Origin of the sequence: Denitromonas halophila, assembly GCF_007625155.1 — a bacterium.
In the GTDB taxonomy this organism is placed as follows: domain Bacteria; phylum Pseudomonadota; class Gammaproteobacteria; order Burkholderiales; family Rhodocyclaceae; genus Nitrogeniibacter; species Nitrogeniibacter halophilus.
The window spans coordinates 339,355-356,968 of sequence record NZ_VMNK01000015.1 but is presented as its reverse complement, the minus strand read 5'-3'; the positions used below and the strand labels follow the sequence as shown (position 1 = coordinate 356,968).

The 17,614-nt window shown below is 62.4% G+C and carries 12 protein-coding genes; all 12 read right to left on the bottom strand.

What is annotated here, in order from left to right; genetic code table 11:
• Positions 1-19: 19 nt before the first annotated feature.
• The 12 genes from FHP91_RS16015 to sdhA all read right to left on the bottom strand — a co-directional run bounded on the left by FHP91_RS16015 (position 20) and on the right by sdhA (position 17,614).
• Positions 20-2,503, bottom strand: coding sequence for an ABC transporter permease (locus tag FHP91_RS16015; RefSeq protein ID WP_144310532.1), 2,484 nt, complete (start codon positions 2,501-2,503; stop codon positions 20-22).
• Positions 2,504-2,510: 7 nt separating this feature from the next.
• Complete coding sequence (locus FHP91_RS16010) at positions 2,511-3,677, bottom strand: M20 aminoacylase family protein (RefSeq protein ID WP_144310531.1); 1,167 nt, start codon at positions 3,675-3,677, stop codon at positions 2,511-2,513.
• Between the two features lie 20 nt (positions 3,678-3,697).
• Positions 3,698-5,728, bottom strand: a complete 2,031-nt coding sequence (locus FHP91_RS16005; protein WP_246116336.1) for an ATP-dependent DNA helicase — start codon at positions 5,726-5,728, stop codon at positions 3,698-3,700.
• On the bottom strand, positions 5,721-6,563 hold the full coding sequence (locus tag FHP91_RS16000) for a hypothetical protein (protein ID WP_186301586.1): 843 nt from the start codon (positions 6,561-6,563) through the stop codon (positions 5,721-5,723). The genes FHP91_RS16005 and FHP91_RS16000 overlap by 8 nt, the downstream gene beginning before the upstream one ends.
• Positions 6,564-6,600: 37 nt before the next feature.
• Positions 6,601-7,713, bottom strand: a complete 1,113-nt coding sequence (gene zapE / locus FHP91_RS15995) for a cell division protein ZapE (RefSeq protein ID WP_144310529.1) — start codon at positions 7,711-7,713, stop codon at positions 6,601-6,603.
• 99 nt (positions 7,714-7,812) lie between these two features.
• Complete coding sequence (lpdA, locus tag FHP91_RS15990) at positions 7,813-9,243, bottom strand: dihydrolipoyl dehydrogenase (RefSeq protein ID WP_144310528.1); 1,431 nt, start codon at positions 9,241-9,243, stop codon at positions 7,813-7,815.
• Between the two features lie 54 nt (positions 9,244-9,297).
• A complete protein-coding gene (odhB, locus tag FHP91_RS15985) occupies positions 9,298-10,479 on the bottom strand; it encodes a 2-oxoglutarate dehydrogenase complex dihydrolipoyllysine-residue succinyltransferase (protein WP_144310527.1) in 1,182 nt (393 codons plus the stop codon).
• Between the two features lie 40 nt (positions 10,480-10,519).
• Positions 10,520-13,348 carry a 2-oxoglutarate dehydrogenase E1 component gene (locus FHP91_RS15980; protein ID WP_144310526.1) on the bottom strand — a complete coding sequence of 943 codons (2,829 nt, stop codon included), beginning with the start codon at positions 13,346-13,348 and terminating at the stop codon, positions 10,520-10,522.
• A 155-nt stretch (positions 13,349-13,503) separates the two neighbouring features.
• A complete protein-coding gene (gltA, locus tag FHP91_RS15975; RefSeq protein WP_144176643.1) occupies positions 13,504-14,799 on the bottom strand; it encodes a citrate synthase in 1,296 nt (431 codons plus the stop codon).
• 37 nt (positions 14,800-14,836) lie between these two features.
• A complete protein-coding gene (locus FHP91_RS15970; protein ID WP_144310525.1) occupies positions 14,837-15,094 on the bottom strand; it encodes an FAD assembly factor SdhE in 258 nt (85 codons plus the stop codon).
• Entirely contained in the window at positions 15,091-15,801 is a 711-nt protein-coding gene (locus tag FHP91_RS15965; RefSeq protein WP_144310524.1) for a succinate dehydrogenase iron-sulfur subunit, read from the bottom strand. The genes FHP91_RS15970 and FHP91_RS15965 overlap by 4 nt, the downstream gene beginning before the upstream one ends.
• 19 nt (positions 15,802-15,820) lie before the next feature.
• Complete coding sequence (gene sdhA, locus FHP91_RS15960; protein ID WP_144310523.1) at positions 15,821-17,614, bottom strand: succinate dehydrogenase flavoprotein subunit; 1,794 nt, start codon at positions 17,612-17,614, stop codon at positions 15,821-15,823.

Sequence of the window (17,614 nt, the reverse complement as noted above, 5' to 3'; positions counted from 1 at the left end):
GTATAGCAGTGGCATGGGCTCAAACTGCCTCGCGCAAAAGCTGCAGGGGCGAGTGACTCAAAAGCCGGCCAGCCCCCAACCAGCCGACCAGCATGACCCCCAGCGCGCCGAGGAGCGCACCGATCAGCACCGGCCCCGGCGCGGGTGCGTAGGGCATGTCGAATACCCGCACGGCCAGCAGCCAGCCCACCAGGCTGGCGCCTATACCCGCCAGCGCCCCGGCCGCGGCGCCCATGGCGGCAAACTCAACCAACAGGCTCTGCTTGAGTTGCCGCGCCCGTGCGCCGAGCGTGCGCATGACGGCGAACTCGCGTGCTCGCTCGTCACGCGTCGACTGCAGCGCGGCAAACAGCACCACCACGCCGGCAATCACCGCGAAGCCGAATACCAACTCAACGATGGTGATCAATTTGTCGATCATCGCCTCGACCTGTCCCATCACCGCGCCCACATCGATCACCGAGATATTCGGGAAAGCGCGGATCAATGCCAAAGAGAACTCCTGGGCCTCGCGCGGCAAATAGAAACTGGTGATCAGACTGGCCGGGAACTGATCGAGCACACCCGGCGAGGCGAGGAAGAAGAAGTTCACCCGCATGGAGTCCCAGCGCAGGCTGCGCTGGCTGGTGACCGGCGCCGTCACTTGCTGACCGGCCACGTCGAAAGTCACCGAGTCCCCCACCGACACACCCAGCGATTTGGCCACGCCGGCTTCGACCGAAAAGGCAGGGCCAGCGGTGCCATGCCAGCGCCCTTCATCGAGCACATTCCCTACCGGCAGCGCAGTGGAATACGAGAGGTTGAACTCCCGCTCCGCCAGCCGTCGAGCCCGATCATCCGCATAGCCTTCCGGTGACACCGCCTGCCCGTTGATCGCCATCAGTCGGCCGCGAATCATCGGCATCAAGTCGGGCTCGGGCTGGCCGGCCTCGCGAAAAAAAGCGAGGAAATCCTGTTGCTGATCGGGTTGAAGATTGATCACGAAGCGATTCGGTGCGTCGGGCGGCACAGTGTCTCGCCAGGCCGACAGCAAATCGGCACGCACCAGCGTGAGCAACAAGAGCGCCATCAACCCGAGGCCCACCGCCGTGGCCTGGATCACCTGGCTGCCCATACGCCGCCTGAGTGCCAGCAACCCCTGCCGCCACCCACCGCCGACCGCCAGCGCAAAGCGCGCCAGCAACGCAAAACCGACCCCGCTCAAGGCGGCAAAGCCACCGAGCGCCGCCAGAAAGCCGGCTGAAATCCAGGCACCCAGCGCGAAATCATTGGCCACCCACAAAATGATCGCGACCAGCACGGCAAGGCCGCTGGCCCACGCGGCGCGCGCCGGACCGACGCCCTCCCCCAGTTCACGGCGCATGACGCGCAGACTCGGCACCCGCGCCAGCCCGATCAGATGCGGCAGCACAAAACCGAGCAACAAGGCCAGGCCAACCACGAGACCATGCATCACGGGGAGGAAGGATGGCGCAGGCAAAGCCACGCGCAAGACCTCACCGAGCCCCTCGGCCAGCAAGGCCTGGAAAGCCCAACCCAGCGCCACCCCGATGACCGACGACACCAGGCCGAAGACAACGAACTCAAGCAAGAACAACTGGATCAGCTGCGCCTGCCGGGCGCCGAGGCAACGCAGCACGGCGCAGCCATCGAGATGGCGTGCCATGAAGCGCCGGGCGCTCAGGCCGATAGCAACGGCCGCCAATACCACCGACAAGCTCGCGGCGAGGCGCAGAAAGCGCTCAGCCCGCTCCAGCGCTACACGCACTTCAGGGCGGGCATTGTCGATGGACTCGATGCGCTGCCCGCGCGCCAGAATGGCCGTCGCGCGCTCACGGTACTGCGCCACGGCAGCCGTCTCACCGGCCACATGCAATCGGTAAGACACGCGCGAGCCGAGCTGGATCAGGCCGGTGGCGGGCAAATCGGCGGCGTTGACCATGACCCGCGGCAACATGCTGAAGAAATTGGCGCCGCGATCGGATTCAAAGGTGAGCACACCGCCAATCTTCATGCGTAGCAAACCGAGCTGAACGGTATCGCCCACCGACACGCCAAGCGCCGCGATCACCCGCTCATCGGGCCAGATCTCGCCTTGCGGGGGGATGTCAGCCACCACCGCATCTGGCGCATTGCGCGCGGGCGCGATGCGAACGCTTCCACGCAGCGGATAGCCATCGCCGACGGCCTTCACCGCCGCCAGCTGCACCGCGGCGTCGGTGCCAACCATGCTGGAGAACACATAGGTGTCGGCGGTCTGCAGCCCCTCGCTGCGCGCCAGTTCGCGGAAGGGGTCGGGCCAGTCGTGATCGGCACTGAGCAACAAGTCGCCACCGAGCAGCTGGTTGGCCTCGCGGTCGAGACTGCGCCCGACGCGGTCCGTGAGAAAACCGACGCTGCTCAGACTGGCGACGGCCACAATCAAGGCCAGGGCGAGCAGATGCAGCTCGCCCGCGCGCAGATCGCGCAGCAACATGCGCAGGGCAAGACGAAGAATATTCATGCCGACATCACGCGGTGAGCAGCCGGTCGACCAGGCCCACCCAGTAGCTCACGCCGGTCGGGATCACGGCGTCGTTAAAGTCGTAATTGGGGTTGTGCAAGGTGCAGCCGCCCTCGCCGGGGCCATTGCCCAGCCAGACATAGCAGCCCGGTTTTTCATGCAGAAAGTAAGCAAAATCTTCGGCGCCCATACTGGGCTTGAGATCGGTGCGCACCGCGCCCTCACCCACCAGCGCACCAGCCACCTCGGCGCACAGCGCAGCCTCGGCGGGCGTGTTGATAGTGGCGGGATAGCCACGGATGTAGTTGAAACGCACGTTCACGTTGTAGGCGGCGCCGATGCCCTGGCAAATGCGCTGCATCGCCGCTTCGATCTGCGACTGCACTTCGGTGGAGAACGCCCGCACGGTGCCAGTGATGCGCGCCCGGTCAGGAATCACGTTGTAGGCTTCGCCGGCATGGAACTGGGTCACCGACAGCACGGCCGGATCGAGCGGATCAAGCGTGCGGGTGACAATGGTCTGCAAGGCCTGCACCAGCGCCGAGCCGGCCACCACCGGGTCCACGCCCAGATGCGGCATGGCGGCATGCGCGCCGTGGCCGAGCACCTCGATGTCGAAGCGATCCGCCGAGGCCATCACCGGGCCGGCGTGCACGGCAAAGCTGCCGGCGGGTAGGCCCGGCCAGTTGTGCAGACCAAACACGGCATCCATCGGAAAGCGCTCGAACAGACCGTCTTCGACCATCTCGCGGCCACCACCGTCGCCCTCTTCGGCCGGCTGGAAGATGAACACCACCGTGCCGTCAAAGTCAGGATGTCTGGCGAGGTGTTCTGCCGCGCCAAGCAACATCGCGGTATGTCCGTCGTGCCCGCAGGCATGCATGCGCCCGGGGTGCTTTGAGTGATGCGGAAAGGTATTGCGCTCCTGCATTGGTAGGGCATCCATGTCGGCGCGCAGGCCGATGGCCCGCTTGGAGGTACCGGCGCGGATCACGCCAACCACGCCGGTGCGGCCGATGCCACGATGCGTTTCGATGCCGGCGGCTTCGAGGCGATCGGCCACCAGCGCGGCGGTGCGATGCTCATCAAACGCCAGTTCCGGGTGAGCATGGATGTCGCGGCGCAAATTGGTGAGCGCGGCGTGTTGTTGTTTGACGGCGTCGAGGATCTTCATGCGCCCTCCTGTGGGGTGATTCAGTCGGTCAGTGTAACGTCGTCGGCCGTATCCTCGCTCAGCAACACCTCAGCGGTGACCCCGCGCGGCGGCGGTAACGTGGCAAGAAAGGCCTCGACCTCTTCGGGCACCCGGGTGCGCCGCATCGGCGGCAGGCTGCGCCAGACGCGCTTGCCGTAGGGTTTGTCGATCATGCGCGGGTCGCACACGGCGAGCACGCCGCGGTCCTGCTCGGTGCGGATCAACCGGCCGGCGCCCTGCTTGACGTTGATGACGGCGCGCGGGAGCTGGTAGGTCATGAAGGGATTGACCCCGGCCTCGCGCAGATGTTCGATGCGCGCAGCGAGCACCGGGTCGTCGGGCGGCGCGAAGGGCAGCTTGTCGATGACCACCACCGACAGCGCGTCACCGGGCACATCGACACCTTCCCAGAAGCTCTGACTGGCGACCAACACCGCGTTGCCGAGTTCGCGAAAACGCGCCAGCAACTGGCTGCGCGAGCCCTCGCCTTGCAGCAGCAAGGGCAGCTTCAGACCGGCGCGCTCGAGCTTGTCGCCCAGGCGTTCGTGGATGCGGCGCATGGCCCGCAGCGAGGTGCACAACACAAAGGTGCGGCCATGGGCGGCGCGAATCAACGGGAAGGCGATGTCGGCGACCACGTCCGGGTACTCCGGCGCGTTCGGGTTGGGCATGCCGGCCGGCGCGTACAGCACCGCCTGCTCCGGGTAGTTGAACGGGCTGCCCCAGACGGCCGTGTGCGCCGGTGGCTCCAGCCAATTGAGGCCGAGGTCGCGGTTGTAGTGCGAAAAATCAGTGCCAACGGCAAGCGTGGCCGAGGTGAAGATCCAGGCGCTGGGGTAGCGCTGCATCTGGCGTGCGAAGACGTTGCCGATCTCGAGCGGCGTGCTGTTGACCGCGAGCGATTGGGTGAAGACCTCGACCCAGCGCACCACCTTGGGCTCGGGCGGATGCTGCCAGTGGTCGAGGCGTTCGGCCATCTCTTCAAGCCGGCGCAGGCAGTTGGCCAGGCCCTCCGACCGCTCGGCCTGGGTCTTGAGAATCGCACCGACCTCGGCCAACGTCTTGTCCAGCATCTCGATCGCGGGCGTAAAGCCGGTGTGCTGGGCGAGTTGCTCCAGGCTGATGCGGGCGTTCTCGTCGCTGACCGACAAGCGCCAGTCGCGAGCCGCCTTTTCGAGCGTGCGGGTGCCTTCGATCAGCACACGGCAATCGGACGCACCGGCCAGCGCCTCGGCGCGCATGTCGCGCGCCAGATCGATGACCTGTGCGGTGCTCACCGATTCGCCGAAGAACAGGCTGGCGGTCTCGGGCAGCTGGTGGGCTTCGTCGAACACCAGCGTGTTGCAGGCCGGCAGCAGCTCGCCCATACCCTCGTCGCGCAGCATCACGTCGGCGAAGAACAGGTGGTGGTTGACCACCACCACGTCGGCATCCATGGCCTCCCGCCGCGCCTGCAGCACGAAGCATTCCTTGACGTTGGGGCAGTCCTGACCGAGGCAGTTGTCGCGCGTCGAGGTGGCGGAGATCCAGGCGGCGCTGTCTTCGGGCACATCCTGGCATTCTGACTTGTCGCCGGTGCGGGTCATCTCGGCGAAGCGGGTGATCTTGCGCAGGTTGGCAGCGTCTTGCGGCGTGGCGAAGCGCCCGTCGTTGGCATGGCGCGCCAGATGGTAGTGGCAGACGTAGTTGGCGCGGCCCTTGAGCAGCGCGATGCGCAGCGGCAGCTTGAGCGCCTTGCGCACCGTGGGCAGATCGCGCCGGAAAAGCTGGTCTTGCAAGGTTTTGGTGCCGGTCGACACCAGCACCTTGCCGCCGGACATGAGCGCAGGCACGAGATAGGCAAAGGTCTTGCCCGTGCCGGTACCCGCTTCGGCCACCAGCACGCCCTGCTCGCGGATGGTCTGGCCGATCTTGACCGCCATTTCGATTTGCTGCGTCCGCGCGGCAAAGCCCGGCACGACTTGCGCCAAAGCGCCCTCGGGCGAGAACGCGGCTTCAACGTCGCGTTGAACGGCATCGACCTCAGTCACGCAAGGCTCCTGCAGAAGTTACCCGAACCCAGAACGCGGCTTCGGTCTGGGTATCGGCGCTTGATGTGCTACCGATGGCGACCCCGCGCGATTCGGTGCTAGCGCCGGTCGTGGTGGCACCGCCGACGGCAATCCATTCACCGAGCCGGCCTTCCACTTCGGTTTCGAGGCGCATGACTTCAATCTGTCCATCGTTTGCCAAGGCGCTGGCCTCGGGGCTCAACACGAGTCGCACCCGCTGTCCGACAACGGTCGGTCGCACCGACACGCCCTGCCCCACATCGCGGTAGGTGGTACCACGCACCACCCGCGCGCCGTCAGGTTGAATAAACACCTGACGAAACGCCAGCGGTACCGAGCTGCCAAAAAACAGGCTGGCCGTGCCGCCGTCGCGGGTTTCGACAAACTGGGTGCTGCCACGGCGCACGCTGCGGGTCGATTCATTGACACCGACCTGCACGCCGCCGATCTCGACGCGGGCCCCGCGCCTGGGCACCTGACCGGGAAGTCGAACGGCGATATCGCCGTTGCGGATCTCGCCACCGACACCAGCGTCAAACCGCTGCTCGCTACCGCTGCGATCGCTTCGCACCTCGATGCGCAGCCGGGCGGGCGGCGTGTCGATGGCGCCGAGCGCGTCGCGCAATACGCGCAGGTTGTCAGGCGTGGTGCGAATCAGCAGCTTGTCGTTGATGCCGCTGAGCTGACCCTCGGGCGCCAGCAAAGGCCGCAAGGCGGGGAGCACCTCGTCAACGCCACGATGCTGAAGTGTGACGATGGTGAGCGGCAGCGCACCATAGGCGGTACCACTGAGCCCGACGAGCGCAATGCTCAACAGAAGCCATTGCGTGACGCGACGCACCAGGCGTCGATCACTCGGTGCGGTGGGCTTCCGCAAGATAGTCCCGGGTACGCATTTCCATGAGCCGGCTGACAGTGCGTACAAATTCATTGGCGTTGTGACCTTCGCGATAAAGATCATGGGCTTCGGCCTCTGCGCTCATGATGAGTTTTACCCGGTGATCGTAAAGCACATCGATCAGCCAGGTGAAACGGCGGGCTTCATTGCTCTGCCCCGCGGCCATCTTCGGTACGCCAGACACGAGGATGGTGTGATACTCGCGGGCCAGTTCAAGATAGTCATTTTGCGAGCGCGGCCCCTTGCACAAGGCGCTGAACTCGAACCAGATCACGCCGGGCGCGACCCGCACCGCCTCGAAGCTGCGACCCAGCACATCGATGGAACCCGGGGCGCCTTCGACCGCAGCAATGCGGTAGAAGTCGTCAGCCATGCGCTCACGCGCCTCGTCATCGTCGGGCACCAGATAGATCTGCAGTTGCTCCAGTGTGCGCAAGCGGTAGTCGGTGCCGTAATCCACCTCGACGACATCGAAACGCTGCTTCATCAGCGCGATGGTCGGCAGGAAGTTGATGCGTTGCAGACCATTCGGATACAGACCGTCGGGCGGGTAGTTGGAAGTCATCACGAAGATCACCCCGCGCGCCAGCAAGGCTTCGAGCAGCCGCCCGAGAATCATCGCATCGGCAATATCCGAAATATGGAATTCGTCGAAGCACAGCAGACGGGTCTGCTCGCTCACCCGATCGGCGATGATCTGCAGCGGGTCGGGCAGATGATTGAGCGATTTGAGATCGTTCTGCACTTCCTGCATGAAGGCATGGAAATGCACCCGGCGCTTGCGCGTGTACGGTACTGCCTCGTAGAAGCAGTCCATCAGAAAGCTTTTGCCGCGCCCCACCCCGCCCCAGAAATACACGCTGCGCGGCTCCGAAGGCTTGGAAAACCATTTCTTGAACAGACTGCGCCGCGCAACCTTATAGCCGAGCAGGTCGGAATACAGCCTCTGCAAGCGTTTGACGGCCGACTGCTGTGCCGGATCGGCCTCGTAGCCGCGCTCAATCAGCGCCGCGTTGTAGGCATCGATCATGCCGAATTCCGGGACATCAAGTTCGCGATGGGGCATGGTCTGGACGACGTATGAAATAGAGACAAAAATGCACAAGGGTGAGCTCCGGGTAGCGACGCTACCCCGAACCCACCCCTGATCTTACGGCAGCGTCGCTCAGAAGTGCAGCGGGCGCTTATCGACGGCCAGCGCGGCCTCGTGCACCGCTTCCGACATGGTCGGGTGAGCGTGGCAGATCCGCGCAAGGTCTTCGGCCGCACCATGGAATTCCATGGCAACGACGGCTTCGGAAATCAGCTCCGAGGCATTGGCGCCAATGATGTGCACGCCGAGGATACGGTCGGTGTCAGCGCAAGCCAGCATCTTGACGAAGCCGGTGGGCGCGCCCATGCCCAGCGCACGGCCGTTGGCCATGAACGGGATCTTGCCGGCGCGGTAGGCCACGCCGTCGGCCTTGAGTTGCTGCTCGGTCTTGCCGACCCAGGCAATCTCCGGCGAGGTATAGATCACCCACGGAATGGTGTTGAAGTCGCAATGACCAGCCTGACCTGCCATCAGCTCGCACACCATGACGGCCTCTTCCATGGCCTTGTGGGCCAGCATCGGGCCACGCACCACATCGCCCACTGCCCATACGCCCGGCAGATTGGTCTGGCAGTGATCGTTGACGTCGACCATGCCGCGGTCGGTCAGTTTGAGGCCAACGGCGTCGGCGTTCAGCCCGTCGGTGTTCGGCACACGCCCCACCGATACGATGAGCTTGTCGAACACGGCCTTCTGCGCGCCGTCCTTGTCTTCGAACTCGACGGTGACCGACTTCTTGTTCTTGGCCGGGGTGACCTTGCCCACCTTGACGCCCAGCTTGACCGCGAGGCCCTGCTTGGCGAACACCTTCTGCGCCTCTTTGGCCACATCCTGATCGGCGGCGCCGAGGAAGCTGTCCATGGCTTCGAGGATGGTGACTTCGGCACCCAGACGACGCCACACCGAACCCATTTCCAGGCCGATGACGCCGGAGCCGATCAGGCCGAGGCGCTTGGGCACCGCATCCAGATCCAGGGCGCCGATGTTGTCGCAGATCAGGGTGTTGTCCACCGGGATACCCGGCAGGTGACGTGCGGTCGAGCCGGTCGCGATGATGACCTGCTTGGCCCCGATGACCTCGTCGCCTACCTTGATGTCCCAGCCATCTTCGGTCTGGCCGACAAAGCTGCCATGACCCGGCAGCATCGTAACCTTGTTCTTCTTGAACAAGCCCTTGATCCCACCGGTGAGCTGATCAACGATCTTGGCCTTGCGCGCGACCATGGTCGGCACGTCGATGCTCGGCGTCCCGACCTTGATGCCCTGATCGGCGAAGTCATGAGACGCTTCCTCGAACATATGCGAGGTGTGCAGCAGCGCCTTGGACGGAATGCAACCGACGTTCAGGCAGGTGCCGCCAAGACGCGGCTCGCCTTTCGGGTCGGCGTAGGGATTGGATTCGGCGCAGGCGGCACTGAAACCCAATTGGGCAGCGCGGATGGCGGCGACGTAACCACCCGGGCCACCACCGATCACCAGCACATCAAATTGTTTCTTCGACATTGTTCTCTCCCTCGATGTCGACAACGGGCGCCGAGGCGCCCGCTGTATTCCTTATCAGACGTCCAGCAGCAGGCGCGCCGGATCCTCAAGCGCTTCCTTCATGGTCACCAGACCCAGCACGGCTTCGCGGCCGTCGATGATGCGGTGATCGTAGGACATGGCCAGGTAGTTGATCGGGCGGATGACGATCTGGCCGTTCTCCACCACCGGGCGATCCTTGGTGGCGTGGATGCCGAGAATCGCCGACTGCGGCGGGTTGATGATCGGGGTCGACAGCATCGAACCGAACACACCACCGTTGGAAATCGAGAAGGTGCCGCCGGTGAGCTCTTCCATCGTGATCTTGCCTTCCTTGGCCTTCTGGCCGTATTCGGCAACTTTCTTCTCGATATCGGCGATCGACATCTGATCGACGTCACGCAGGATGGGCACAACCAGGCCACGCGGACTACCGACAGCGATACCGATGTCGAAGTAGCCGTGATAGACGATGTCGTTGCCATCGACCGAGGCGTTCAGCACCGGGAACTTCTTGAGTGCCGCCACAGCTGCCTTGACGAAGAAGCCCATGAAGCCCAGGCGCACGCCGTGCTCTTTCTCGAACTTGTCCTTGTACTGAGCGCGCAGGGCCATCACCGGACCCATGTTCACTTCGTTGAAGGTAGTGAGAATGGCGTTTTCGTTCTTCGACTGCAGCAGACGCTCGGCAATACGGGCGCGCAGACGGGTCATCGGCACACGCTCTTCCGGACGGTCACCCGACACCACAACGGCCGGCGCGGCCGGTGCGGATTTGCCTGCGGCAACCGCGTCGCCCTTGGTCACACGACCACCACGACCAGACCCTGCGACGTCATCGGCGGCTACGCCTTTTTCATCAAGAATCTTGCGCGCGGCCGGGCTGGCCGAACCGCCGGCCGCCTTGCTGGCGGCGGGCGGCGCGGTCACGGCCGGTGCCGGCTCGGCAGCCTTGGGGCTTGCGCCGGCAGCCGCTTTGGCTTCGGTGTCGATCTGGGCGATCAGGTCACCGCTGGCCACGGTCGAACCGTCGCCAAGGATGATCTTGACCAGCACGCCATCCGCCGGTGCCGGGGTTTCGAGCACGACTTTGTCGGTCTCGATGTCGATCAGGTTCTCGTCACGCGAAACGGCCTGGCCTTCTTTCTTGTGCCAGGTGACGAGCGTCGCTTCGGACACGGACTCCGACAACTGGGGGACTTTAACTTCGATCAGCATGAATTGACTCCCTCTAATGCGTGGTTTTTTCGTTGTTCGATCAATCGTTGATGGGACCGAAAGCGTTCTCAAGCACCGCTTTCTGTTGGGCATTGTGTTTGGCGTAATAACCCACCGCAGGCGATGCCGAAGCCGGACGGCTGACGAGCAGCAACTTCTGTTTCGGGCCGAGCACGTTGATCAGGTGCTGACGCGAAGCAAACCAGTACCAGGCGCCCTGGTTGCGCGGCTCTTCCTGACACCACACCACCTCCTTCGCGTTCGGGTACTTGGCCAGTTCGACACGGAAGGCATCCCGCGGGAACGGGTAAAGCTGCTCGATACGCACCACGGCGATGTCCTTGATCTCCTGCTCGCGGCGATAGGCCATCAACTCGTAGTAGATCTTGCCGGAGCACAACACGACCCGCTTGACCTTCTTGGCATCCAGCTTGTCGACCTCCCCGATGACCGTACGGAAGGAACCCTTGGTGAGCTCATCCATGGTCGACACCGCCTCTTTATGACGCAGCAGCGATTTCGGCGTGATGACGATGGCCGGCTTGCGCAACTGACGCACCATCTGGCGACGCAAGAGGTGGAAGATCTGCGACGGCGTGCTGGGCACCAGCACCTGCATGTTGTTTTCAGCACACAGTTGCATGTAACGCTCGAGACGGGCCGAAGAGTGCTCCGGGCCCTGACCTTCGTAACCATGCGGCAGCAACACCGTCAGACCGACCTTGCGGCCCCACTTGGCTTCGCCGGACGAAATGAACTGGTCAAACACGACCTGTGCGCCGTTGGCGAAGTCACCGAACTGCGCCTCCCAAACGACCAGGTCGTCAGGCACCGCAGTGGAGTAACCATATTCAAACGCCAGCACGGCCTCTTCAGACAACACGGAGTCGAAGACCTGAATCTCGGCCTGACCATCCTGGATGTTCTGTAGCGGAATGTAGGCACCCTCGTCCCAACGCTCACGCTTCTGGTCGTGGAACACGGCATGACGGTGGAAGAAGGTACCGCGGCCGATATCCTCACCGGACAAACGCACGCCGTAGCCCTGAACCAACAAACTGGCGTAGGCGAGGTTCTCACCCATGCCCCAATCGATCAGCGCTTCGCCGCGTGCCATGGCGGCACGGTCAGCCACAATTTTCTTGACCCGGGACTGCAACTCAAAACCTTCTGGCACCGTGCTGATCCGCTCGGCCAGACGCTTGAGCTCGACCATCGGCACGGCCGTAACGGCTTCGTCGGTGTACTCGGCCTTGAGATAAGGCGTCCAGTCGACCGCGAACTGACGGTTGTGACCGGACAGCACCGGGTTGGCCAGCAATTCGCCGCGATCGAGGTGCTCGCGATAATCTTGAATGATCGCTTCGGGTTCGTCCGCCGCGCACACGCCTTCACGCACGAGGCGATCGGCATACAGCTTGCGAGTACCCGGGTGTAGCGCCACCTTCCGGTACATCAGCGGCTGCGTCACCATCGGCTCGTCCTGCTCGTTGTGGCCGAGCTTGCGATAGCAGACGATGTCGATGACCACGTCTTTCTTGAATTCGTTGCGGAACTCGACCGCCAGCGCGGTGACCAGCGCAACGGCTTCCGGATCATCACCATTCACATGGAAGATCGGCGCCTCGACCATCTTGAAGATGTCGGTGCAATACAGCGAAGAGCGATAATCCCGCGGATCGGAGGTGGTAAAGCCGATCTGGTTGTTCACCACGATGTGAACGGTGCCGCCCGTGCCGTAGCCACGCGTCTGCGAGAAGTTCAGCATCTCCTGGTTCACACCCTGGCCGGCCACTGCCGAGTCACCATGGATGATCACCGGCAAGACCTGAGTCTTTGCCTTGTCCTTGCGACGCACCTGGCGTGCATAGACCGAGCCGGCCACAACGGGGTTGATGATCTCAAGGTGAGACGGGTTGAAGGCCAGCGTGAGATGGACCGGACCGCCCGGAGTCATCACATCGCTCGAGAAACCGTTGTGGTACTTCACGTCACCGGCGCTCAGGTCAACTTCGGCCTTGCCTTCAAACTCGGCAAACAGGGTCGAAGGCGACTTGCCCAGCGTGTTGACCAGCACGTTCAGACGGCCGCGGTGGGCCATACCGATCACGATTTCCTGCGCACCGAGACGACCGCCGACACTGATCACCTCATCCATGGCGACGATCATCGACTCGCCACCTTCGAGCGAGAAGCGCTTCTGGCCGACGTACTTGGTGTGCAGATATTTTTCGAGCGTCTCGGCAGCAGTCACACGGCCAAGGACGTGCTTCTTCTGCTCAACCGAAAACTGCGGCGTGCCGCGAATACTCTCCAGGCGCGCCTGAATCCAGCGCTTCTGGGCGATGTCCGAGATGTACATGTACTCGGAGCCGATCGAGCCGCAGTATGTCTGCCGCACCGCCTCCAGAATCTCGCGCAGGCTCGCCTGCTCGCTGGAGAACGCGTGAAAAGAGCCCACATTGAACTGCTCGTTCAGGTCTGCCTCGGTGAAACCGTAGTAGGACGGCTCCAACTCCGGCACATGCATGCGCTCGCTGCGCTTGAGCGGATCAAGATTCGCCCAGCGGGTGCCGAGGAAGCGATAGGCGTTGATCAACTGCAGCGTGCTGACCTGACGCTTGTTACCGTCGCCGGAGGTAATGGTGCGCACCGGGCCACGTTTGGCGAGTTGCTCGAAGGCGTGGATGATCGGCGTATGCGCCACGTCGCGCACCGCAGCGGCGGCGCCCGCTTTCAGACCATCAAAATAGGTTCGCCATTCTTCCGGAACGTTTTCCGGATCGGCGAGATACGACTCGTACAGCTCTTCGACGAACGGTGCATTGCTGCCGAACAGCATCGAGGTGCTATGCAGTTGCTTCATCATCTTGGAATTCACCCGAATTCTGTTGCCTAGTCTGGTAATCGCCATCCGGCGATCACGGCCAATTGGGGCATAAGGAAAACGGGATGATCACGACAGGCGGTGATCATCCCGTGACGGACTGATTTAAGTGCTCACTTTCCCAGCCCGCATGGGTGTTACGCCCGCTGGTCGATCGCCACGACGTCGCGGCGAGCCGCGCCGACATACAACTGGCGCGGACGACCGATCTTGTATTCCGGATCGGTCATCATCTCTTCCCACTGCGTCATCCAGCCCACGGTACGTGCCAGCGCGAAGATGCAGGTAAACATCGAGGTCGGGATGCCCAGTGCTTTCTGCACGATGCCGGAGTAGAAGTCGACGTTCGGGTAGAGCTTCTTCTCGACGAAGTACGGATCTTCCAGCGCGATCTTCTCGAGCTCCATGGCCAGCTTGAACAGGCGGTCGTTTTCGAGGCCCAGCTCGGTCAGTACGTCGTAGCAGACTTTGCGCATCAGCTTGGCGCGCGGGTCGAAGTTCTTGTAGACACGGTGACCAAAACCCATCAGCTTGAACGGATCGTTCTTGTCCTTGGCGCGGGCGATGTACTCGCTGACCTTGGAGACGTCGCCGATCTGCTCGAGCATGTTCAGGCAGGCTTCGTTTGCGCCGCCATGGGACGGGCCCCACAGGCAGGCGATACCGGCCGAGATGCAGGCAAACGGGTTGGCGCCGGAGGAGCCGGCCAGACGCACGGTCGAGGTCGATGCGTTCTGCTCGTGATCGGCATGCAGCGTGAAGATGGTGTCGAGCGCGTGCACCAGCACCGGGTTCGGCTTGTACTCTTCGCAGGGGGTGCCAAACATCATGTGCATGAAATTGGCGGTATAGCCCAGATCATTGCGCGGGTACATGAAGGGCTGCCCGGTGTTGTACTTGTACGCCATCGCGACGATGGTCGGCAGCTTGGCCACCAGACGATTGAAGGACACGTTACGGTGCTCGGCGTCCTGCAGATCAAGCGCGTCGTGGTAGAAGGCCGACAGAGCGCCCACCACACCAACCATGACCGCCATCGGGTGTGCGTCACGACGGAAGCCCGAGTAGAACTTGGTCATCTGGTCGTGCAACATCGTGTGGTTCTTGATGGTGTCTTCGAAATCAGTCTTCTGCGTCTTGTTGGGCAGTTCGCCGTTTTTCAGCAGGTAAGCCACTTCGAGGAAGTTGCAGTGCTCTGCCAGTTGCTCGATCGGATAGCCGCGATACAGCAACTCGCCTTTGTCGCCATCGATAAACGTCACGGTGGACGCGCAGCTAGCGGTGGAAAGGAATCCGGAATCGTAAGTGAACAGACCGGTTTTGGCGCCCAGCGTACGGATGTCGATGACATCGTTGCCATGCGTTCCGGTCATCACCGGAAATTCGACCGTTTTCCCATCGACCGTGAGGGTGGCGTTACGTTCATTGCTCATAACTTGTCCTTTGGCTTACCTGTTATTTTCCATCTGCCTAGGCAGAATCATCCTGTGTTCCGCTATCACGCAGCATGCTGAGGAGTGGCATCCAGCGATCTTCGGGACACGGTGCGCTTCCGTTGACCATGGCCCAGAGGTCATGGTCTTCGATGTCCAGCAGGTCCTGAAGGTCGGCCAACTGAGCATCGCTCAGCTGGTCGAACCTGTTTTCAAGAAAGCGTGCGAACACCAGGTCGAGTTCGAGTAGCGCCCGACGGCAGTGCCAGCGCATGCGTCCTTTATTTAGCGTCATACCGCGCGACGCACCATCATGTCCTTGATCTTGCCAATCGCCCGGGTCGGGTTCAGGCTCTTCGGACAGACATCCACACAGTTCATGATGGTGTGGCAACGGAACAAACGATACGGGTCCTCGAGGTTGTCGAGGCGCTCGTTTGTCGCTTCATCCCGGGTGTCGGCGATGAAACGGTAGGCTGCAAGCAGACCGGCGGGACCGACGAATTTGTCAGGGTTCCACCAGAACGACGGGCACGACGTCGAACAGCAAGCACACAGAATGCACTCGTAGAGCCCGTTGAGCTCTTCACGCTCTTCCGGCGACTGCAAACGCTCGCGCTCCGGCGGTGGGTTGTCATTGACCAGATACGGCTTGATCGAGTTGTACTGCTTGAAGAACTGGGTCATATCGACGATCAGATCGCGAATGACGGGCAGCCCGGGCAACGGGCGCAGCACGATCGGCTGCGGCAAGCTATCGACATCGGTCAGGCAGGCCAGACCATTCTTGCCGTTGATGTTCATGGCATCGGAACCACACACACCTTCGCGGCACGAACGACGGAAGGACGTCGAATCGTCCTTCACCTTCAGGCGCACCAGCGCATCCAGCAGCTTTTTGTCGGACGGCTCGAGCTCGACCGAAATATCCTGCATGTAGGGCTTTTCGTCGCGGTCCGGATCGTAACGGTAGATCTTGAATTGAACGGTACGTTTGCTCATCTGTTCGACTCCCGGCCTTTCAGTAAGTCCGCGTCGCAAGCGCGATCGGATCGACGCTTTCGGACATCGGCTGCAAATTCACAGGCTTGTAATCCAAGCGGTTGCCTTCGCTGTACCACAAGGTGTGCTTGAGCCACTCGTCATCACGGCGGCCGTTCGGAAACTCTGCGGTATCCGGTGCGTCATCGCGCACGTGGGCGCCGCGAGACTCTTTGCGCGCTTCGGCCGAAATCATGGTGGCCTTGGCAACCTCGATCAGGTTATCCAGCTCAAGCGCTTCCATGCGCGCCGTATTCCAGACCATGGACTTGTCCTTGATCTCGGTGGTTTTGGCTTGCTCGGCCACCTCGAGAATCGCGGTCACGCCTTGCTGAAGCAGTTCGGAGAAGCGGAACACACCGGCGTGCTTCTGCATGGTGCGCTGCATCGCCAGACGGACTTCGTGCACATTGGTGCCATCCTTCTGGTTCTCGAGACGCGCCATCCGTGCGAGCGAGAAATCGGCCGCATCGTCAGGCAGCGGCTTGAGACGCAGATTGCCGCTCTGGATATCCTCAACCACGGTTTCACCCGCCGACTTGCCAAACACCAGCAGGTCGAGCAACGAGTTGGTACCGAGGCGGTTGGCGCCATGCACCGAAGCGCAGGCACACTCACCCGCGGCATAAAAACCGGTTACTGGCGTATTCGGGTTATCACCCTTGGGCGCAACCACCTGACCTTTGTAGTTGGTCGGAATACCGCCCATCTGGTAGTGGCAGGTCGGCACAACCGGGATCGGCGCCTTGATCGGGTCGATACCCGCAAACTGGATCGAGATCTCGCGAATGCCAGGCAGACGCTTCATGATCGTCTCGGGCGACAGGTGCGTGATATCGAGAAGGACGTGATCCTTGTCGGGTCCGCAGCCGCGGCCTTCGTTGATTTCGGTCACCATCGAACGGGACACGACGTCACGCGAAGCGAGATCTTTCAGGTTCGGCGCATAGCGCTCCATGAAACGCTCACCCGCTGCGTTCCGCAGAATACCGCCCTCACCACGCACACCTTCGGTAATCAGCACGCCCGCGCCGGCCACACCGGTCGGGTGAAACTGCCAGAACTCCATGTCTTCGAGCGGAACGCCAGCGCGCGCTGCCATACCGACACCGTCACCGGTGTTGATGAAGGCATTGGTCGAGCTGTAGTAAATCCGGCCGGCACCACCGGTAGCGAAGATCACCGCCTTGGCATGGAAGATCGACACTTCGCCGGTTTCCATTTCCATGGCCGTCACGCCAACCACGTCGCCGTCAGCATCACGAATCAGATCCAGCGCCATCCACTCAACGAAGAACTGGGTCTTCGCGCGCACATTGCGCTGATACAGCGCATGCAGCATGGCGTGACCCGTCCGGTCAGCGGCCGCACAGGAACGCGACACCGGCGACTGACCGTAGTTTTGCGAGTGACCACCAAAGGGACGCTGATAGATCTTGCCGTTGTCGAGACGGTCAAAAGGCATGCCGTAGTGCTCGAGCTCGACGACAACTTCGTTCGCCTTGCGGCACATGAACTCGATGGCATCCTGGTCACCCAGCCAGTCCGACCCCTTGACGGTGTCGTACATGTGCCAGTGCCAGTTGTCTTCGGTCGAGTTACCCAGCGAAGCGGCCACGCCACCTTGTGCAGCCACGGTGTGGGAGCGCGTCGGGAACACCTTGGTCAGGACTGCCGTTTTCAGACCGGATTCTGACAGCTGCAGTGCGGCGCGAAGACCCGCACCACCCGCGCCGACGATCACCGCATCATAAGTATGCTTTGCGATTTTCAC